14 protein-coding genes are annotated in these 16,322 nt (G+C 51.2%); 4 read left to right on the plus strand and 10 right to left on the minus strand.

What is annotated here, in order from left to right; genetic code table 11:
- Positions 1-57 precede the first annotated feature (57 nt).
- Positions 58-1,140, plus strand: coding sequence for an alanine racemase (gene alr, locus J0A65_RS15410; protein ID WP_206595210.1), 1,083 nt, complete (start codon positions 58-60; stop codon positions 1,138-1,140).
- A gap of 277 nt (positions 1,141-1,417) precedes the next feature.
- Positions 1,418-1,651: a hypothetical protein gene (locus tag J0A65_RS15415; protein WP_206595211.1), complete on the plus strand. Its 234-nt coding sequence runs from the start codon at positions 1,418-1,420 to the stop codon at positions 1,649-1,651.
- A gap of 61 nt (positions 1,652-1,712) precedes the next feature.
- Here J0A65_RS15415 and J0A65_RS15420 read toward each other — a convergent pair whose 3' ends face one another.
- The 4 genes from J0A65_RS15420 to J0A65_RS15435 form a co-directional block, all read right to left on the minus strand.
- Complete coding sequence (locus tag J0A65_RS15420; protein ID WP_206595212.1) at positions 1,713-3,155, minus strand: DUF3300 domain-containing protein; 1,443 nt, start codon at positions 3,153-3,155, stop codon at positions 1,713-1,715.
- A gap of 199 nt (positions 3,156-3,354) precedes the next feature.
- Positions 3,355-4,776: an efflux transporter outer membrane subunit gene (locus J0A65_RS15425; protein WP_206595213.1), complete on the minus strand. Its 1,422-nt coding sequence runs from the start codon at positions 4,774-4,776 to the stop codon at positions 3,355-3,357.
- Entirely contained in the window at positions 4,769-7,942 is a 3,174-nt protein-coding gene (locus tag J0A65_RS15430) for an efflux RND transporter permease subunit (protein ID WP_206595214.1), read from the minus strand. Before J0A65_RS15430 ends, J0A65_RS15425 begins: the two co-directional genes overlap by 8 nt.
- A gap of 1 nt (position 7,943) precedes the next feature.
- Positions 7,944-9,185: an efflux RND transporter periplasmic adaptor subunit gene (locus J0A65_RS15435; RefSeq protein WP_206595215.1), complete on the minus strand. Its 1,242-nt coding sequence runs from the start codon at positions 9,183-9,185 to the stop codon at positions 7,944-7,946.
- Positions 9,186-9,319: 134 nt separating this feature from the next.
- Here J0A65_RS15435 and J0A65_RS15440 point away from each other — a divergent pair, with 134 nt between their 5' ends.
- Positions 9,320-10,342, plus strand: coding sequence for a LysR family transcriptional regulator (locus J0A65_RS15440; protein ID WP_206595216.1), 1,023 nt, complete (start codon positions 9,320-9,322; stop codon positions 10,340-10,342).
- Between the two features lie 135 nt (positions 10,343-10,477).
- Complete coding sequence (locus J0A65_RS27395; protein ID WP_232849985.1) at positions 10,478-11,266, plus strand: hypothetical protein; 789 nt, start codon at positions 10,478-10,480, stop codon at positions 11,264-11,266.
- Here J0A65_RS27395 and J0A65_RS15450 read toward each other — a convergent pair.
- The 6 genes from J0A65_RS15450 to lepB form a co-directional block, all read right to left on the minus strand.
- Entirely contained in the window at positions 11,235-12,146 is a 912-nt protein-coding gene (locus J0A65_RS15450) for a sensor domain-containing diguanylate cyclase (RefSeq protein WP_206595217.1), read from the minus strand. The genes J0A65_RS27395 and J0A65_RS15450 overlap by 32 nt on opposite strands.
- 133 nt (positions 12,147-12,279) lie before the next feature.
- Positions 12,280-13,296 carry a cyclase family protein gene (locus J0A65_RS15455; protein ID WP_206595218.1) on the minus strand — a complete coding sequence of 339 codons (1,017 nt, stop codon included), beginning with the start codon at positions 13,294-13,296 and terminating at the stop codon, positions 12,280-12,282.
- Positions 13,293-13,931 (minus strand): DsbA family oxidoreductase, encoded by a 639-nt coding sequence (locus tag J0A65_RS15460; protein WP_206595219.1) that lies wholly within the window; start codon positions 13,929-13,931, stop codon positions 13,293-13,295. The genes J0A65_RS15455 and J0A65_RS15460 overlap by 4 nt, the downstream gene beginning before the upstream one ends.
- A gap of 93 nt (positions 13,932-14,024) precedes the next feature.
- Positions 14,025-14,891 (minus strand): LysR family transcriptional regulator, encoded by an 867-nt coding sequence (locus J0A65_RS15465; protein ID WP_206595220.1) that lies wholly within the window; start codon positions 14,889-14,891, stop codon positions 14,025-14,027.
- A gap of 66 nt (positions 14,892-14,957) precedes the next feature.
- A complete protein-coding gene (locus tag J0A65_RS15470) occupies positions 14,958-15,434 on the minus strand; it encodes an HPP family protein (RefSeq protein ID WP_232849986.1) in 477 nt (158 codons plus the stop codon).
- Positions 15,435-15,622: 188 nt separating this feature from the next.
- Entirely contained in the window at positions 15,623-16,273 is a 651-nt protein-coding gene (gene lepB, locus J0A65_RS15475) for a signal peptidase I (protein WP_206595221.1), read from the minus strand.
- Positions 16,274-16,322: the final 49 nt, after the last annotated feature.

Genomic DNA, 16,322 nt, shown 5'->3' on the forward strand with positions numbered 1-16,322 from the left:
TTGTATTCATTTTTGGTAAATTAATATTCTCGTTTGCTTTTTCTGATTTGGATAACAATGCATCACCGACCCACTCTGGCCAAAATTAACTTGTCAGCAATACTGAGCAATTATCAGCAAGCTTGTAAGCTTGCGCCCAAAGCCAGACAAGTTGCGGTGATCAAAGCCGATGCCTATGGCCATGGCGCCATCGAAGTGGCCACGTATCTTGAACCTCATGTGCCAGCATTTGCTGTGGCTTTTCTTGATGAGGCGCTGGCGTTGCGGGCGGCAGGTATTGGAAAACCTATACTGATCCTCGAAGGGCTGACTGGCGAAGAAGAGCTGCGTTTAGCGGAGCAATTCAATTTTTGGCCCATGCTGCATAGCAACGAGCAATTGTTAGCCTTAATGTCTTTAACGCCAACTCCTGAGCTGCAGTGTTGGTTAAAAGTGGACACCGGTATGCACAGGCTTGGGTTAACACCGGTAGATGCGCAGAGTTGGGCCGACAAACTCTGCAGGGAAATGAAACAAAGACCCGTGCTGGCAAGTCACTTTTCTTGCGCCGAGGTGCTGGATTCCCCCATTAGTAAACACCAGATGCAGCAGTTATTTGCACTGGCAGCACATATGGAATGTGAAGTGAGTCTGGCGAATAGTGCAGCCCTTATCAGGTTGCCCCAGTCCGCTGTTGGCTGGAATCGACCAGGTATCATGCTGTATGGCTGTCCGCCCATTGCCGATAAGACTGTTGCTGAGCTGAACTTACAGGTGGCGATGACGGTTACCAGTCAGATTATTGCCATTCGCGAGGTTATGCCGGGTGAGGCTGTGGGCTACAACTGCCGCTGGCAGGCTGAGCAGAAGAGCCGAATTGCGACGCTGGCGATAGGTTATGCAGATGGCTACCCGCGCTTAACTAACAGTGCCAGCGAAGTCTTTTTACATGGCCAGCGGGCCAGGGTGGTGGGCACTGTCTCTATGGATATGTTGACCATTGATATCAGCCATATCCCTGAAGCTAAGGTCGGTGACGAGGTCGAACTTTGGGGTGGCAATATTCCGGTTAATGAGGTTGCCGCCCATGCTAATACCATCGGCTATGAACTGCTGACCCGTGTGACTCAACGCATGCACAGAGCGTACCTAAGGGATTAAGTTGTTATCGATACTGCGTCTGCTGGCGTATATTGCTGTTGTCTTTTGCTGGGCGCTAATACTCAGAATCGTTGTAACAGCCTGTATCAAGCTAAATAGTCTGTAGGACGCTTCTAAGACAGTTTGCAGTAAGTGCAGCTTGTGGATTAGATGGAGATTCCTCTATTTAGTTGCGTTTTTTAATTAAAACAAAGTGTTATTATATTTTCTTACCTGATTAGAATTACTGTGAATAATACAGAAACGACTTGAATTGCTGAGCATAAGGAAATGAACGATGAAGCTAAAGGCATTAATCACTGCAATGTTAGTCGCCGTTTTTGCTGGCAACGCGCATGCCGAGCTAAACCCAGCCGATTGGCGCTATGCCACCGATCCTCATGGTAGTACTGCCACTTATAGCCACCCTCTAGTAAAACAAGATGAAGTGGCTATCTCCTTTGTTCCAGATCTTACCGATGCAGAAGGGGGCCAGGCCTGGATAAAGATAAAAGCGGTTGAGTTGCAATAAAAGGCCACACTATTCCAGCAAGTGAAAACCTGGCGAAACCCCCATCGCCAGGCTGCGTGCTTTATCTGTGCTGCATTTCCTTTTTGTTCTGTCGTTCATGGCTATTGTGTTTGACCTGCTGGCGATTGCTGTGCTGGCTACGGTCTGCTTTTCGGCTGTTTTGCTGCTGGTTAATTTCGCGAGTGGGTTTGTTTGGCTGTGAGTAACTTTGCCTGCGCGTTTCGGTTGAGGCACTGAAACCGGATACGGCTCGGCTTTCAGCCCGAGAGCTTGGCTTGTCTTTCAGCCGTTCTGGCACCTGCTGGCGTTGTTGCGGCTTTTCCTGATGACGCCTATTGGGTTCGCTACGCGGCGATTTTTCCTCAAGGCGGCGGATGGTTTTCTCTTCCCGTGGATGGGCTTTATCCTTCGGATATCTTGCTTTGTCTATGTCGCGGTTTGGAACTTGTCCTTGCAATGTGCGGCTTACTGCCGGTTTGTCTGCATGACGCACAATGTCCCGGCTTTTAACTGGCTTTACAAGGTGCCTGCTATTGCTTTCCATCGTGCGGCTATGATGCTCAACCGATTTAAACCTGGGGTTTTGCTTTACCCGGTTCACATGTACCGTGCCACCAGGCTGGCCGCTTTCCCTGTTATAGGTAACCTGACGGTAAGCGCGGGGCTGGTGGTAGCGAACGCCGCGTCTGTGGTGCACATCATGGTGCCAGCGTCTGGCATCATTTCGATACCAGTACTGGCTGGGGTAGTAGTGACGAGGCGTGCGGTAATAATCATAATTCACCACAATATGACGGTTGTGCCAATGAAAGGCACTGAAGTAGAACGCGGGGCGTACCCAAACACTATGACCCCAGTGAATGTCCACCGACCAACCACTGGATGGCCAATAAACCGGAGGGCGGTGCCACCACCAATCACCATATACCACACGGCTGTCGTAATAGGGCACATATACCACTTCACGTTTTACCGTTTCGATGCGGATCACTTCCGGTTCTTCTTCCACCACCACATGATCATTGCTGGACAGATTGCCCTGACTGTAAGCCTGGCGACGCAGATGCTGAATACGTGCAAGCACCAGCCCTTCATCAGCCAGATTGGCTTCACCAAGATCACGCGTCCAGTCTAAATCCTCACTCATGCGTGTTAACAGATCGCGAAATGGTAGCAACGCCTTCACGCTGGGATCCCAGTCTTTGTTTTCACTGGCCTGCAGTACATCCTCGGCGTCCAAATCCGCGTTTTTCTCGCGCCAACGTGCGGCTTCTACAACTTCCAAGGGATAACTGGCAGCAATCAGAATATGTGACAGCAGGGTGTCCGGATATAATGCAACCGGTGCCAGCAGAGCATCCAGTTCTTCCACATCCAGGGCTTCTTCTTCCTCAACTACCCTGATCTCTTGTGCCCATGCACTGCTAAGGGGTACTAAGGTAAATCCCAGCAGTAGCACCGCCAGCAGTCGCAAATGCGCTTTCCAGTAAGCTAGGTTAAGCATCTTGTGCCTCCTTTGATAAAGCTTGCGGGCGTTGAACAAATAAACGGCGACGTTCAACCTGTTTTAGGGTTATAGGCGCGAGGCGCTTAACCTTAACTGAACCATGTTTGAACTGGCTGGTTGAAAAAGTGAGGCAACCCGGCGATTGGCTTGGTTCGGAGGGACGGTCGCCGCCGGGTGCCTCAAAGAGGGCAAGGGGTTAATGACTGGCCAATAGGTCCGATTCGGGCACCGTTAAGCTACCACCAAAGGCGGTATACACATTGGTCAGTGCAGAGAAGGTTCTATGCTGGGCCTGCACCAGATTGTCGTGGGCGGCCAGCAAGGTGCGCTGACTGTCGAGCAGATCCAGCAATTCAATGGCTCCAGCGTCATACTGCAACTGTGCCAGTTGCAAGGCCTGCTGGCTGGCATCAACCTGGGCTTGCAATAAATGGCTTTGTTGTTGGCTGAAGCTGTAATCGGTTAACGCAGATTGCGCGTCCGCCACGGCGTTTAGCCACTGCTGCTGAAGATTGGCCAGGGCCGCTCTTTGTCTGGCATTGGCCACATCGATTTGTGCTTTTACAGAAGACATATCAAAGGCAGGTAAGCGCAAGCTTGGGGCCAGACTCCAGGCCCGGGTTTGGCTGTCAAACTCGGTACTACCCAAAGATAAAAAGCCCAGAAAACCATTTACTGACAGCTCTGGGTAGCTGGCGGCTTTGGCGACACCTATGCGTGCCGTAGCGGCGGCCAGCTGACGCTCTGCCTGCTGCACATTGGGGCGTGCTTGCAGCAAGCGTTCAGGCTGGCTAATGGCCACCGGTTGAGACAGCTTGGGCAGCGCCCGGTCTTGCCATTGCCAATCGGGCAGTTGCTGACTGCCGCCTGCCAGGGCCAGTAAGGTATTACGGCTACGCAGCCGCTGTGCTTCAAGCTGCGGAATACTGGCTTCTACACCTTTTAGCTGGGCATCCATACGCAGTAAGTCCAATTGTGAGGCATAGCCTGAATCGAGTCTGGCCTGAATAATGGCGCGGGTTTGGGTCAGGCTTTGCAGGTTTTGCCTGGCCACCTCAATGCGACTGTTTAAGGCCTGGCTGGTGGCGTATTGGTTGGCCACTTCGGCCAGTAAACTAATGCGCACTTCCTGCCAGGCTTGCTCGCTCGCCTGGGCGTCGGCCTGCGCTGCCTCTGTGGCCCGGCGCAGCTTGCCAAACAGATCCAATGTCCAGTTCAGGTTTGCCCCTAAGTGGGCAGATCGGCTGTGAATTCGCGCATCGCCCATACCCGGAGTGAGCTGGCTTTGCGCCTGATGGCTGGCTTCGATATCCCCGCTTGGCAGAATATCGTTGCTGATGTCCATAAACTGGGCATAAGCGGCATCCACATTGGCCTTGGCGGCGGCCAGGGACGGGTTGTTCTTAAGAGTCGCTTCAATCAGCTGATTAAGTTGTGGGTCATCAAACTGACGCCACCAGAGTGGGTCCTGGCTGACCCCTGACTGCGCAGCGGCAGTCAGGTTAGTCAGTTCACTGGCCTTCAGTTCCGGTGCCTGGTAATCCGGTCCTACCGCACAAGCACTGAGGATCGCAGTGGCCAAGGCGGCCAGTGGCATTCTGAGCATACTGTTAGTCATGGGCCAGAGCTCCTTGCATAGCAACTTGTTCGGCTTGCTTTTTCGCTTTGCGATTTCTCAGCAAGTGGTAAAACACCGGGGTCAGAATCAAACCGAATATGGTTACCCCAATCATGCCGGAGAATACTGCCACACCCATGGCCTGGCGCATTTCTGCACCGGCACCGGAGGACAACACCATAGGCACCACACCCATAATAAAGGCGATGGAGGTCATCAGAATTGGACGCAGACGCAGACGACTGGCTTCCTTGATAGCATCCATGGTGCTCAGGCCTTTGTCCTCAAGCTCTTTGGCAAATTCGACAATCAATATGGCGTTCTTGGTGGCGAGCCCGACCAGTACGATAAAGCCAATCTGGGTGAAGATATTATTATCCCCTCCATAAATAATCACCCCGGTCATGGCCGACAGCAGCGTCATAGGCACAATCAGAATGATCGCCAGCGGCAGTGTCAGGCTCTCGTACTGAGCAGCCAGTACCATGAACACCAGCAGTACCACTAGCGGGAACACCAGCATCGCGGTATTACCGGCCAGAATTTGCTGATAGGTCAGTTCTGTCCACTCATAGGTCATGCCAAGCGGCAGAGTCTCGTTCAGGATTTGCTCAATCGCCGCCTTAGCCTGACCAGAGCTGTAGCCGGTTGCCGGTGCACCGTTAACCTCGGCCGTTGGATAAGCGTTGTAGTGCATCACCCGATCCGGTCCGGCACTGTGATTCGCACTTAAGAAAGAGCCTAGTGGGATCATATGGCCGTCCTGATTGCGCACTTTTAGCTGGGCAATCTGCTCCGGCTCCTGACGGAAACGTTCGTCTGCCTGCACGTTGACCTGATAGGTACGACCAAATTGGTTGAAGTCATTCACATACACAGAGCCAAGATAAGCCTGCATCGTCTGGAACAGGGTATTCATATCCACGCCCTGGCTCATGGCTTTGGTGCGGTCAAGTTCCACATCAAGTTGCGGCACATTGACCTGGAAGCTGGTGAAATTACCCGTGAGCTCTGGGGCTGCCCAGGCTTTACCTATGACTTCCTGGGTGACGCGATACAGTTCTTCATAACCAAGACCGGCCCTGTCCTGAATTTGCAACCTGAAGCCGCCAATTGTGCCTAGCCCTTGTACTGGTGGCGGTGGGAAAATGGCAATAAAGGCTCCCTGAATAGCGCCAAACTGCTGATTTAATTGGGCTGCAATGGCACCGGCAGAAAGCTCAGGACTGTTGCGTTCCTCAAAAGGTTTTAGTGCAGCAAATACAATGCCGCTGCTGGGGCTGTTGGTAAAACCGTTGATGTTCAAGCCTGGGAAGGCCACGGCATTAGCAACACCTGGGTGTTTGAGCATGATGTCAGACATCTCGCGGATCACCGCTTCGGTTCTGTCCAATGAGGCGGCATCCGGTAGCTGGGCAAAAGACACCAGATACATTTTGTCCTGACCCGGTACATAACCGGTTGGAGTACTTGAGAACTGCTGATAGGTCAGCGCCATCAGGCCAGCATACAGCACCAGAATAATACCGCTCATACGCACCAGCTTGCCTACACCTTGTGTGTAACCTTTAGCACCACGGTCAAACAAACGGTTGAATGGACCAAACAGCCAGCCGCCGAAGACCTTGTCCATACCTCGGGTTAGCCAGTCCTTGGGGGCGTCTTTGCTTTTCAGTAACAAAGCCGACAGGGCAGGGCTGAGGGTTAGGGAGTTAAAGGCTGAGATGACTGTTGAGATAGTGATGGTTAACGCAAATTGCTTGTAGAACTGACCTGTCAGCCCAGACATAAATGCGGTAGGAATAAACACCGCGGCCAGCACCAAGGTGGTGGCCACAATAGGCCCGGTTACTTCGCGCATAGCCTGTTTGGTCGCTTCTATCGGGCTTAAACCGTCATGGATGTTACGCTCAACGTTTTCGACTACCACTATGGCGTCGTCCACCACGATACCTATGGCCAGAACCAGACCAAACAGCGAGAGCGCATTCAGGGAAAAGCCCATCAGATGCATAATGGCAAAGGTACCAACCAGTGAGATAGGTACTGCCACTAAAGGGATAATTGAGGCGCGCCAGGTTTGCAGAAACAGCACAACCACCAACACCACCAGTAATATGGCTTCCAGCAGGGTATTGATCACGGCTTTAATGGAACCGCGCACAAACACTGTTGGGTCATAAACAATCTGGTAGTCCACCCCTTGTGGGAAGGTTTTCTTCAGTTCGGCCATACTGGCCCGTACATCATCTGAGATCTGGATGGCGTTAGAGCCCGGTGCCTGAAATACACCAATGGCTACCGCTGGTTGGTTATTCAGTAAAGAACGCAAGGCATAGAAGCTGGAGCCCAGTTCAACCCGGCCCACATCACGAATACGGGAGATCTGCCCATCGTCACCGACTTTGATGATGATATTGGCGAACTCTTCTTCATCTGCCAGACGCCCTTTTACGTTGATCAGCAATTGAAAATCGCTGTCCCCGGCTGGCTGTGCGCCGAGACTGCCGGCCGCGGCCTGCTGGTTTTGCGCGCGTATTGCAGCAACCACATCACCCGGGTTTAGGTTTAGGGCCGCCACTTTCTCAGGATCCAGCCAGACACGCATGCTGAATTCACCAGCGCCCCACTGTTGAGTGCTACCCACGCCTTCGATGCGCGCCAGCTCGTCTTTTACGTTCTGGTGGGCATAGTTGGACAGATACAACATATCGTATCTCTCATCCGGGGAAATCAGGTGCACTACCATGGTCAGGTCCGGTGAGGATTTCTCGGTCACCACACCTAAACGCTGTACTTCCTGCGGTAGGCGCGGGATGGCACGGTTAACACGGTTTTGTACTAAGGTCGTGGCATCGTCCGGATCTGTGCCGATGGCAAAGGTAATGGTGAGTGTCATACGCCCATCAGAGGTGGCAGAGGAAGACATATACAGCATATTTTCCACGCCGTTGATTTCTTGCTCCAACGGGGATGCCACTGTTTCAGCAATCACTTTGGGATTGGCACCGGGATAGTTAGCCGTAACCACTACCGTGGGCGGCACCACTTCCGGGTATTCAGTGATGGGGAGTTTCCAGACCGCCAAGGCGCCGGCGATAAATATCATCAGCGATAATACACCGGCAAAAATGGGACGCTGAATAAAGAACTGGGAAAAGTTCATCTTAGCCTCCGAACTCGCCGGTCAGACCCGACTGTCTGGCCAGTTGAGTACCGGGAAGGAGGGTATCCAGGCGGTCTTGCATGGCTTGTAGTTGCTCCAGTTTTTGTGGGCTGGTCATATTCACCAGTTGGGGATTCACTTCACTGCCAGGACGCACCCGTTGCAAACCATTTACAACAATCTTGTCAGCAGCGGTTAAGCCGGACTTGATGATGCGCAGGCCTTGTAGCTTCTCACCCAGCTCTACCGCGCGGTATTGCACTTGATTGGCCTCGTCCAATACAAGTACAAACTTGTTGCTAAGGTCAGTGCCAATGGCTCTGTCTTCAATCAAAATACCGTTATAGCTGGCACTGCCGGTCAGTTTAATGCGGGCAAACAGGCCGGGCAGGAATTGCCCTTCACTGTTGTTAAAAACCGCTCGTGCGCGGATGGTGCCTGTGGTGGGGTTCACCTGGTTATCCATAAAATCCACCACCCCCTGATGCGGATGCCCCTTGTCATTGGCCAATCCCATAAATACCGGGTGTTCACCATCACGGGCACTGGCGCGGCTGCCTTCTTTAGCCAGTTTCAGGTACTGCAAATAGGTTTGCTCGTCCGCATCAAAGTAGGCATACACCTTGTCGGTGGAAACGATTGTGGTGAGCAGGCTTTGCCCGGCGGTCACGTAGTTGCCTTTAGTAATCATGGCGCGCGATACACGGCCTGAAATCGGTGCTTCCACACGGGTATAGCCACGGTTCAAGCGAGCTACGTCGAGTGCGGCACTAACCGAGTGAATGCGGGCGGTGGCCTGTTGAAGCTGAGCGCGGCGATTATCCAGTATCTCCTCTGATATTGCCGATTGTGCCGCCAATTTCTGCGCGCGAGCGTACTCACTTTTTGCCAGTTCTACTTGGCTTTGTGCCTGTTCCAATTCCCCTTCCAAGCGTCGGACTTCGGCTTTGAAAGGTTGGTTATCTATAAAGAACAAGGGATCGCCGGCTTTTACCAAGGCGCCTTCTTCAAAGGCGACCATATCAATATAGCCGGACACTCTGGGGCGCAGTTCCACGGTTTGTGGTGCTTCCAGTCGGCCGGTAAACTCGTCCCATTCGGTAATACGTTGACTGATAACAGGCGCAACGGAAACTTGCGGGGCGTGCATTTGTGGTGCGCCGGATGGTTCCGTTCCACAGGCGCTGAGTAAGCTGACAGTTCCCGCCAAAAGGGTAACTGCGAGTATGTGTTTAGTGGGCATGTGTCTCTCCATAAGCCATTTGCGACGCCGGCAAGTATGGGAGTTTAGTTGTTATAAAAAAAATTATAATTTTGCATGATACATATCATGATATTTGATGTATTATGCGGAGCAACATGGGATAGGAGTATGTGATGCGACATCAAGACCTGAATCTACTGATGATTTTTGACGCCATCATGACGGAAGGCGCTATTACCCGGGCAGCCGACCGTTTAGCCATGACCCAGCCTGCTGTGTCAAATGCGCTATCCAGAATGCGCAGCGCCTGGAAAGATGAGCTGTTTGTGAAAGACGGCAGGGGCATCCAGCCTACCGTATTCGCACAAAACCTGTGGAGCCAGATCCGTGATCCTTTGCGTCAGTTGGAGGATGCCGTCGACCCGACATCTTTTGATCCGGCTACGGCAACACGTACCTTTCGCTTGGTGATTTCTGATATTACCGTCAGTATGGTGTGGTCGCCGCTGCGACGTTACATTGAACAGCACGCACCTAACATTAATATCCACGCTATTCCCAATACCATAGTAAATAACGAAAAAGCCCTGAACGATGCCGAAGTGGATATGATTGCGGCAGGGCAAACTATGGTGTCCAGCGTGATCCGCAGCGAATACCTGTTCACCCCGCGTTATGTGTGCGCCATGCGCCCTGGTCATCCCCTTGCTGGTGAAGAACTGAGTTTGGAAGATTTTATCCGTGCCGAACATCTGTTGGTATCCATGTCCGGCGATACCACTGGCATCACCGATGTCGCGCTGCTGCAATTGGGTATGACCAGACGGGTTGCCATGTCAGTCAACCATTTCTCTGCGGTAGCTCCCTTGTTAAGAGATAGCAATCTTATCTGTGTGGTGCCGTCCATGGCCGTGGAAAAGGAAATCTTCAATGGGGAATTGGCGGTATATGAAACTCCTATTGAGTTACCGCCCACCCAATTAGGTATGCTCTGGCATAAACGTCAGGATGGCGATCAAGGTCTGATGTGGCTTCGTGGGGTGATTGGCGACCTTTTGCGCAAGCGCGCTAATCAGCATTTTGCTGACCTGTCACGTTGCTGCCGTAAAGGCTACTGCCCGGATGCCATGGCTAAAATGCTCGCGACCTGTGACAAAAGTAAAATTGCCGATGTTCTCACTGCTGAGATGGAATAAGCCACGAGATAACAAGACCAACGACAGGGGGCAGGCGATGACAGGGCTTGTTGTCTGAGCAACGCCTGCCACTATTAGGCGATGTTTCTCAATTTATTCAGGCCTATGCGTTCCATTTTTTTGTGGTTATTGTTGATGTTCAACTGGTTTGCCTGGGCCGGGCAGGGCGGTGGCTATCAGATCCAAGGGCGGCAGGCATTTGATGAAATACAGCAAGCCAAGTTGAGTCAATGGCTTGAACATGCCGTTAGTGCCACTCGAAAGACACTTGGACCCTATCCCTTCGAGATGCAACTGATATTGCATCCTCGCAAAGCCAATCAGCCGGTGCCTTGGGCAAATACCTGGCGTGAAGGGCGTCAAACGGTGCATTTTTATGTTGATCCGCGTTTTCCTGAGCAGAAGTTTATCGATGATTGGACTGCCTATCATGAGATTAGCCACCTTGCTATTCCCTATCTTGGCAGTTGGAACAGCTGGTTTGCCGAAGGTTTTGCCAGTTTTATGCAATATCAGATAATGGCAGAAGCTGGTGTGTTGGATACGAGTCTGGAAGCCGCTTATCGAGCCAAAATTGCTCCACAGGTACGCTGGTACAATAGCCAGTACAGTGCCGCGACGGTGGCGCGCAGGTTAATGCAAAATCGTCAGTATCCGCCGGCATATTGGGGAGGTGCCTGGTTTTTTGTTGTGGCAGATGGCCAATTACAGCAAAACTATGGTAGGTCGTTAACCCAGTTGCTAAGTCGTTATCAGGAATGTTGCCGGATGACAGACCAGAATATCGAGCAACTGCTGGATTCCTGGGATGGTCTTTTGCAGAAACCGCTGTTCGTCCCTTTACATAAGCAGTTTGAAACGGCACCTGCCAAGGTATTCTTCCGGGAATGGTTTAGCGCTGAGGATACTGGCAGTAACGGATAGACCCCTTGCTCTCCTGCGTTACCTCACTCATAAGGTTGTACAAAGATTTCAGTAAAGTATCTAAATGGTCCGGCGCCTGCTCGCAGACCAAAACGGCGATACTCACAGAAACAGGGCTGTAACGACTGGCTAGGCTATCCAATAATTGTCTATGTAAGCGATCCAGTATGCCTTTAGCAAGATCCTGCGGGGCCTCGGGCAGTAGCAGGGCAAATTCGTCGCCGTCAATTCTTGCCACTGTGTCGCTGCTTCGCAGGGCACCTTCCAATTGTCTGGCAATTGATTGGAGCAATTGATCGCCAACCAAATGTCCTTCATGTTCATTGACCCGCTTAAAATTACCTAATGCCACAAAGGCGATACTGAAAGGCCGATGATAACGACTGCAACGCTCAATCTCGTATTCCACCATCTCGGTAAATGCACGGCGATTGGCACATTGGGTTAGTGGATCCCTGCGGGCCAATTGCCGCTCGCGGCGCAGCGCTTCGGTCAGTGCATCCTGCATTTGTTTTACCTCGCGCATCTCGCGGATGGTACATATCACAAATCTTTCGTGATCCAATTCCAGTGGACTGAGCATTATATCTACAGGGAATGTCTGGCCATTTAGGTGCTGCCCGTACAAGGTCATTACCGAGCCCATCATTCTGCGTCTTGGGCACTGCATGTATTCATGTACATGTTTGGCATGCTTAGTATGGTATTCGCTTGGAATCAAAGTATGCACAGGTTCGCCGACTAAAGACTGGTTGGGATAGCCAAACATCTGCTCCAGTTGGCGGTTACACATCAATATTTGCCCCTGATTATTGACTACCAGTGTCGCATCGGGCATAGCATCTAGTAGTGTACTTAGTGGCAGGGACGGGTCGAGCATCTGTTATCTCAGGCTTTCTAACCACACTAATTGTGTGGCTACCATAGTAATATCAGCTTTCTGCCTGTTTTTTGATCTGGATCTATAAGCTTAACTGGACAGGTGGCTACTTCCATGCTCCCTGCCCAATTAATTAACGACGTACCGGAATCGCCAGAGGGCGCATTGGTGCTGCATCTGCACCCTTTAGTTTGAGTGAGGCCCCTATAAATACGAACTCATAGATTCGTTGTTTGGCCAAGGACTCCAAATTAACCAATTCCATGATTGGGATCCCTTGCTGTGCTAATAAATAAGTGTGGACTGGTACATAGTTACCGCTCACCTCAGAAGGAAAGGCTTCAAAGCTTAGGTTGTCAGCACCTACCAGCATGGCGTTCCCTTCTTCTGCCAGGTAGCGGGCTGCCTGCATGCCAAGTCCCGGGGCATTGTGCATGAACTGTTGGGCCTGCGCGTAGTTTTGCATACGACCTGTTCGAATCAGTACCACATCGCCTTTATGCAAAGATACCTGCTGTTTTTGCAAGGCCAGCTTTATATCTTCAGCGCTGATCCTGTAATTATCAGCTAATTGATCAACGCCTAAACTAGCCGCAATATCTATCATCACGCCGCGGGCAATGATAGGCGGAAGCGTCTCTGCGCCACTGCGACGCCAGCCTTTGTCCCCTAAGTGTTGATCTGCGCTAAAGCCGTTGTAGATCTGTCCGTTCAGACCAAAATGGCTGAGGGCATCGATATGTGTGCCCGTGTGGGTATACATAGATATCGCACTGCCAGAATAGCTCACATGTTTGTTGATGGCTTCACCCTGCCCGAGCACGTTATCAACTACGGCGCCTCGGGGAGTGTGGGTCATCCATATCTGGTAGCTTGGATCACCTGCAGCCTGCCAGCTCGGCATGCCGACAAAATAGTCTACCGACAGGTCATGCACCTCAGACCAATCAGCCTTGGCCAGTAGTTTAGTTCGGTCAACTTGTTCAATTAGGTTGAGGCGACCTAATTGATCCTCCTCGCCCCAAGGACTTTTACCAACCTGCGCATCTGCAGAAACCCAGGTGTCAGCGTTTTGATGAGCCAAACTTTGCGCCGTTAGTAATTGCAGCGCGACTAAAATTGGCAGATTTATCAATAAATATTTGTTCATACCAGAGCACCTTCAAGCTTGTTCAGGTTGTGAAAAAGGGTATACATCTCGCCCTGTGTCAGGGTTTGTGAAATCAACCGCTGATTGTTGATATACAGGCTGGGAATAGAGCGCACACCAATTTGTCTGGCCCTTAGGTTGTCTGACTCAACGGCATGGATGATAGGTTCACTACTCATCAACCTGGCTATTTCCGAGCGCTCGAATCCTTGTTCCGTGGCGATATCCAGCAGAGTGTCTGTGTCTGCTATATTGCGATTTTCCTTAAGATGGGCAGTTTGAATGGCATCGAATAACTGCCAGTGACCGGCCTGACCAGCCAGAATTTCCGCACTCTTGGCTGCTAATGCTGCCTGATAGCCGCTGGGGTAATTGAAAGGTTTGGCTCGCATACCTTCAATATTGAACCGCTCCGGTTGCTCGGCATGTTGCTGACAGGCCTGCCAGTGCCGTAGGATTTCATCCTTGGCGCTTTGCATGGAGCCAAAACGGGCAATCATTTCCTGTTCATTGCGCTGCAGGACAAAGGCTCTATGTACAATTTTGATATTCAGATTCTGGGCTACCTTGCGCAGTCGCGGTGACTGCAGATAACACCAGCCGCATACGGCGTCGTGGAAAAACTCTACTTGCATTGTGTTTTACTCTTCTGGTTCAAGTGCAGGCAGAGTAAATAATGTCAGTCTGAATGAATAATGAGGCTTTTTTGGGTTATTGATGCAAATAACTTATGTACTGAGCAGGGCATCCCGTAAGGCCATAAGTAATTCATCATTCTTCACATTGGGATAGTAGCCTAACTGCAGGGAAACATGCCTACTTGCACCGTCGGTTAATGCCAGTTTCTGCATTACGCCTTGCGCCAAGGGAGCCGTTATGGCCCACTCTGGCAGCCAGGCAAAGCCCAACCCGGACTTTACTGCCGCCGACGCGGATGGGATATCCTGAACCGACAGGCGAAGATCGCTGCCCAGCCACCCAGAGTTGGTATTGCTGCGCAGGCCCATATCGGAAATAACAATTTGTCGGTATGGGGTTAGCGCTTCAATATTCAGGCTGGCTTCTTTTGCCAGGGGGTGCGACGAGGCGGCGACGGCGACCAGTTTAATATCTGTTAAGGGATGACTGAGGGTGTGACCGGGCAGGCGACTGGCAATGGCTAATTCAACCTGTCCGTCTTCCAGAAGTTCAGCCGCCCTGGATAAACTGCTGTGTTGAACTTTAACCTGTGTGCGAGGAAACCTTTCAAGTGCCCTGTTTAACGCTCCTAACCATTTATCACTGGGAAGCAACACATCTACAGCAAGGCTGATGTGTCTGGCTGGTTGAGTAAAACTCATAGCCTGGTTTTCCAGATCATTAGCCTGACTGACCAGATGTTTGGCCTGGGGTAACAAGGTAGCACCAAAAGGGGTTAGTACGGCTTTTCTGCCCTGAATATCAAATAGTGATTTACCCAGCAACTGTTCAATCTTGCGCACTCCATGGCTGATGGCCGGTTGCGTCTTAAACAGCAATTCTCCGGCCTGGGCAAAGCCTCCGCCTTCAACTACGGCGACAAACATTTTCCATTGTTCCAGACTGATTTTACTCATAAACCGCTCCATCCACTTGTTGCTGAGGGTTATACCGGCTTTATCGGATAACGCCAAGGGGGAATTCTAGTTTTGCCTGACCGGATAAGGCTGACCGCTGGCCCACTTGTGATACAGCCAGCCACTTAAGGTAATAAGCAAAGCGCCAGTTAGTACAGGTGCAATCAGGAAAGGCCAATCCTGGGCCGTTAGCATAACCACTAAAGGATTGGCTCCGGCCGGAGGATGCGTGGTTTTGGTTAGCAGCATCAAGCTGATTGCCATGCCAACAGCAATACTCAGGCTGAGCGGCGTCATGCCCCAGGTATGCAGTACTACCAGGCCAACTAAAGTTGTCAGCAGATGGCCAAGGATAATGTTTTTAGGCTGCGCGAGCGGGCTGGCGGGTAAACCAAACAGAATGACCATGGTTGCACCAAAGGGGGCCATCAACCACAACTCATGCTGCCATTCATCCAGATGGGTTAGCACCAAGGTGCAAAGGGTGGCACCAATTCCTGCAATCAGGGCCGGGTGAGTTAAGACTAAGCGAGCAGATTTCAAAGGTTACCTCAGGTAGACAATTCTGTATATTTTTATGGTAGACAGATCTGTATATTTTTGTCAACGAAAAACAGAGTTTGTTGGCCGGAGTATCAGGCATGCCGTCAAGGTGAATTTGTCGTCTTGTCTGAGAATGAAAGCGAATGGAGGAATCGCGGCACTTTGCATCGGTACCGCGATTAGATGGATTAAATGGGATGGTAGAAACGGTCGCCACGTGGCAAATAAAAGTTGTCGTAGTTGAGGCTGAACAGCACATGATGGGCACGGCCACGAATCTCATGTCGGGGTACAAAGCCGATAACTCTCGAGTCGGCGCTGTTATCTCTATTGTCTCCCAGTGCCAGATATGCATTTTCTGGTACTTGAACCGGCGGGAAATTCGCCAGGGGCTGGTGGCCGGGTTTAATGCGTACGCTATGCTCTATGCCAACTAAGTTTTCAACCAGATCCTGCCCGTTTGTGTCTGCACGCTGGGTGACATAAGTGAGCGCTTCACCGTTGATAAACAGTCGATTATCTCGCATTTCCACCACATCTCCGGGTACTCCCACAACCCGTTTAACTAACTGGTTGCCGGCTTTTTGTGACTCAAACACAATAATGTCGCCACGGGCCGGGTCGGCGAGTTTCTTCAGGGATATCTGGCTAAAAGGAAGACGAATATCGTAGGCCATTTTATTAACCAAAATACGGTCACCTTCGAGGATAGTTGGCTTCATGGAGCCGGTAGGAACGTCATTCCAATCCGCTACTGCGCTGCGAAACACCAGCATCAGCGCAATAAAAATCAGCAGGCCTTTGTTTTCTTTTAGCAAGGTTTTTAATTTTAGTTTCATAGTGAATTCAGTCCTTGTTACTAAGAGGCTATGAGTGCTGCTTTTGACA

The organism is Bowmanella yangjiangensis (assembly GCF_017255015.1).
GTDB classification, from domain to species: domain Bacteria; phylum Pseudomonadota; class Gammaproteobacteria; order Enterobacterales; family Alteromonadaceae; genus Bowmanella; species Bowmanella yangjiangensis.

Coding starts and splice junctions, on each gene's coding strand:
- alr (WP_206595210.1), top strand. CDS start 58: ATGCATCACCGACCCACTCTGGCCAAAATTAACTTGTCAGCAATACTG.
- J0A65_RS15415 (WP_206595211.1), top strand. CDS start 1,418: ATGAAGCTAAAGGCATTAATCACTGCAATGTTAGTCGCCGTTTTTGCT.
- J0A65_RS15420 (WP_206595212.1), bottom strand. CDS start 3,155: ATGCTTAACCTAGCTTACTGGAAAGCGCATTTGCGACTGCTGGCGGTG.
- J0A65_RS15425 (WP_206595213.1), bottom strand. CDS start 4,776: ATGACTAACAGTATGCTCAGAATGCCACTGGCCGCCTTGGCCACTGCG.
- J0A65_RS15430 (WP_206595214.1), bottom strand. CDS start 7,942: ATGAACTTTTCCCAGTTCTTTATTCAGCGTCCCATTTTTGCCGGTGTA.
- J0A65_RS15435 (WP_206595215.1), bottom strand. CDS start 9,185: ATGCCCACTAAACACATACTCGCAGTTACCCTTTTGGCGGGAACTGTC.
- J0A65_RS15440 (WP_206595216.1), top strand. CDS start 9,320: ATGCGACATCAAGACCTGAATCTACTGATGATTTTTGACGCCATCATG.
- J0A65_RS27395 (WP_232849985.1), top strand. CDS start 10,478: ATGTTCAACTGGTTTGCCTGGGCCGGGCAGGGCGGTGGCTATCAGATC.
- J0A65_RS15450 (WP_206595217.1), bottom strand. CDS start 12,146: ATGCTCGACCCGTCCCTGCCACTAAGTACACTACTAGATGCTATGCCC.
- J0A65_RS15455 (WP_206595218.1), bottom strand. CDS start 13,296: ATGAACAAATATTTATTGATAAATCTGCCAATTTTAGTCGCGCTGCAA.
- J0A65_RS15460 (WP_206595219.1), bottom strand. CDS start 13,931: ATGCAAGTAGAGTTTTTCCACGACGCCGTATGCGGCTGGTGTTATCTG.
- J0A65_RS15465 (WP_206595220.1), bottom strand. CDS start 14,891: ATGAGTAAAATCAGTCTGGAACAATGGAAAATGTTTGTCGCCGTAGTT.
- lepB (WP_206595221.1), bottom strand. CDS start 16,273: ATGAAACTAAAATTAAAAACCTTGCTAAAAGAAAACAAAGGCCTGCTG.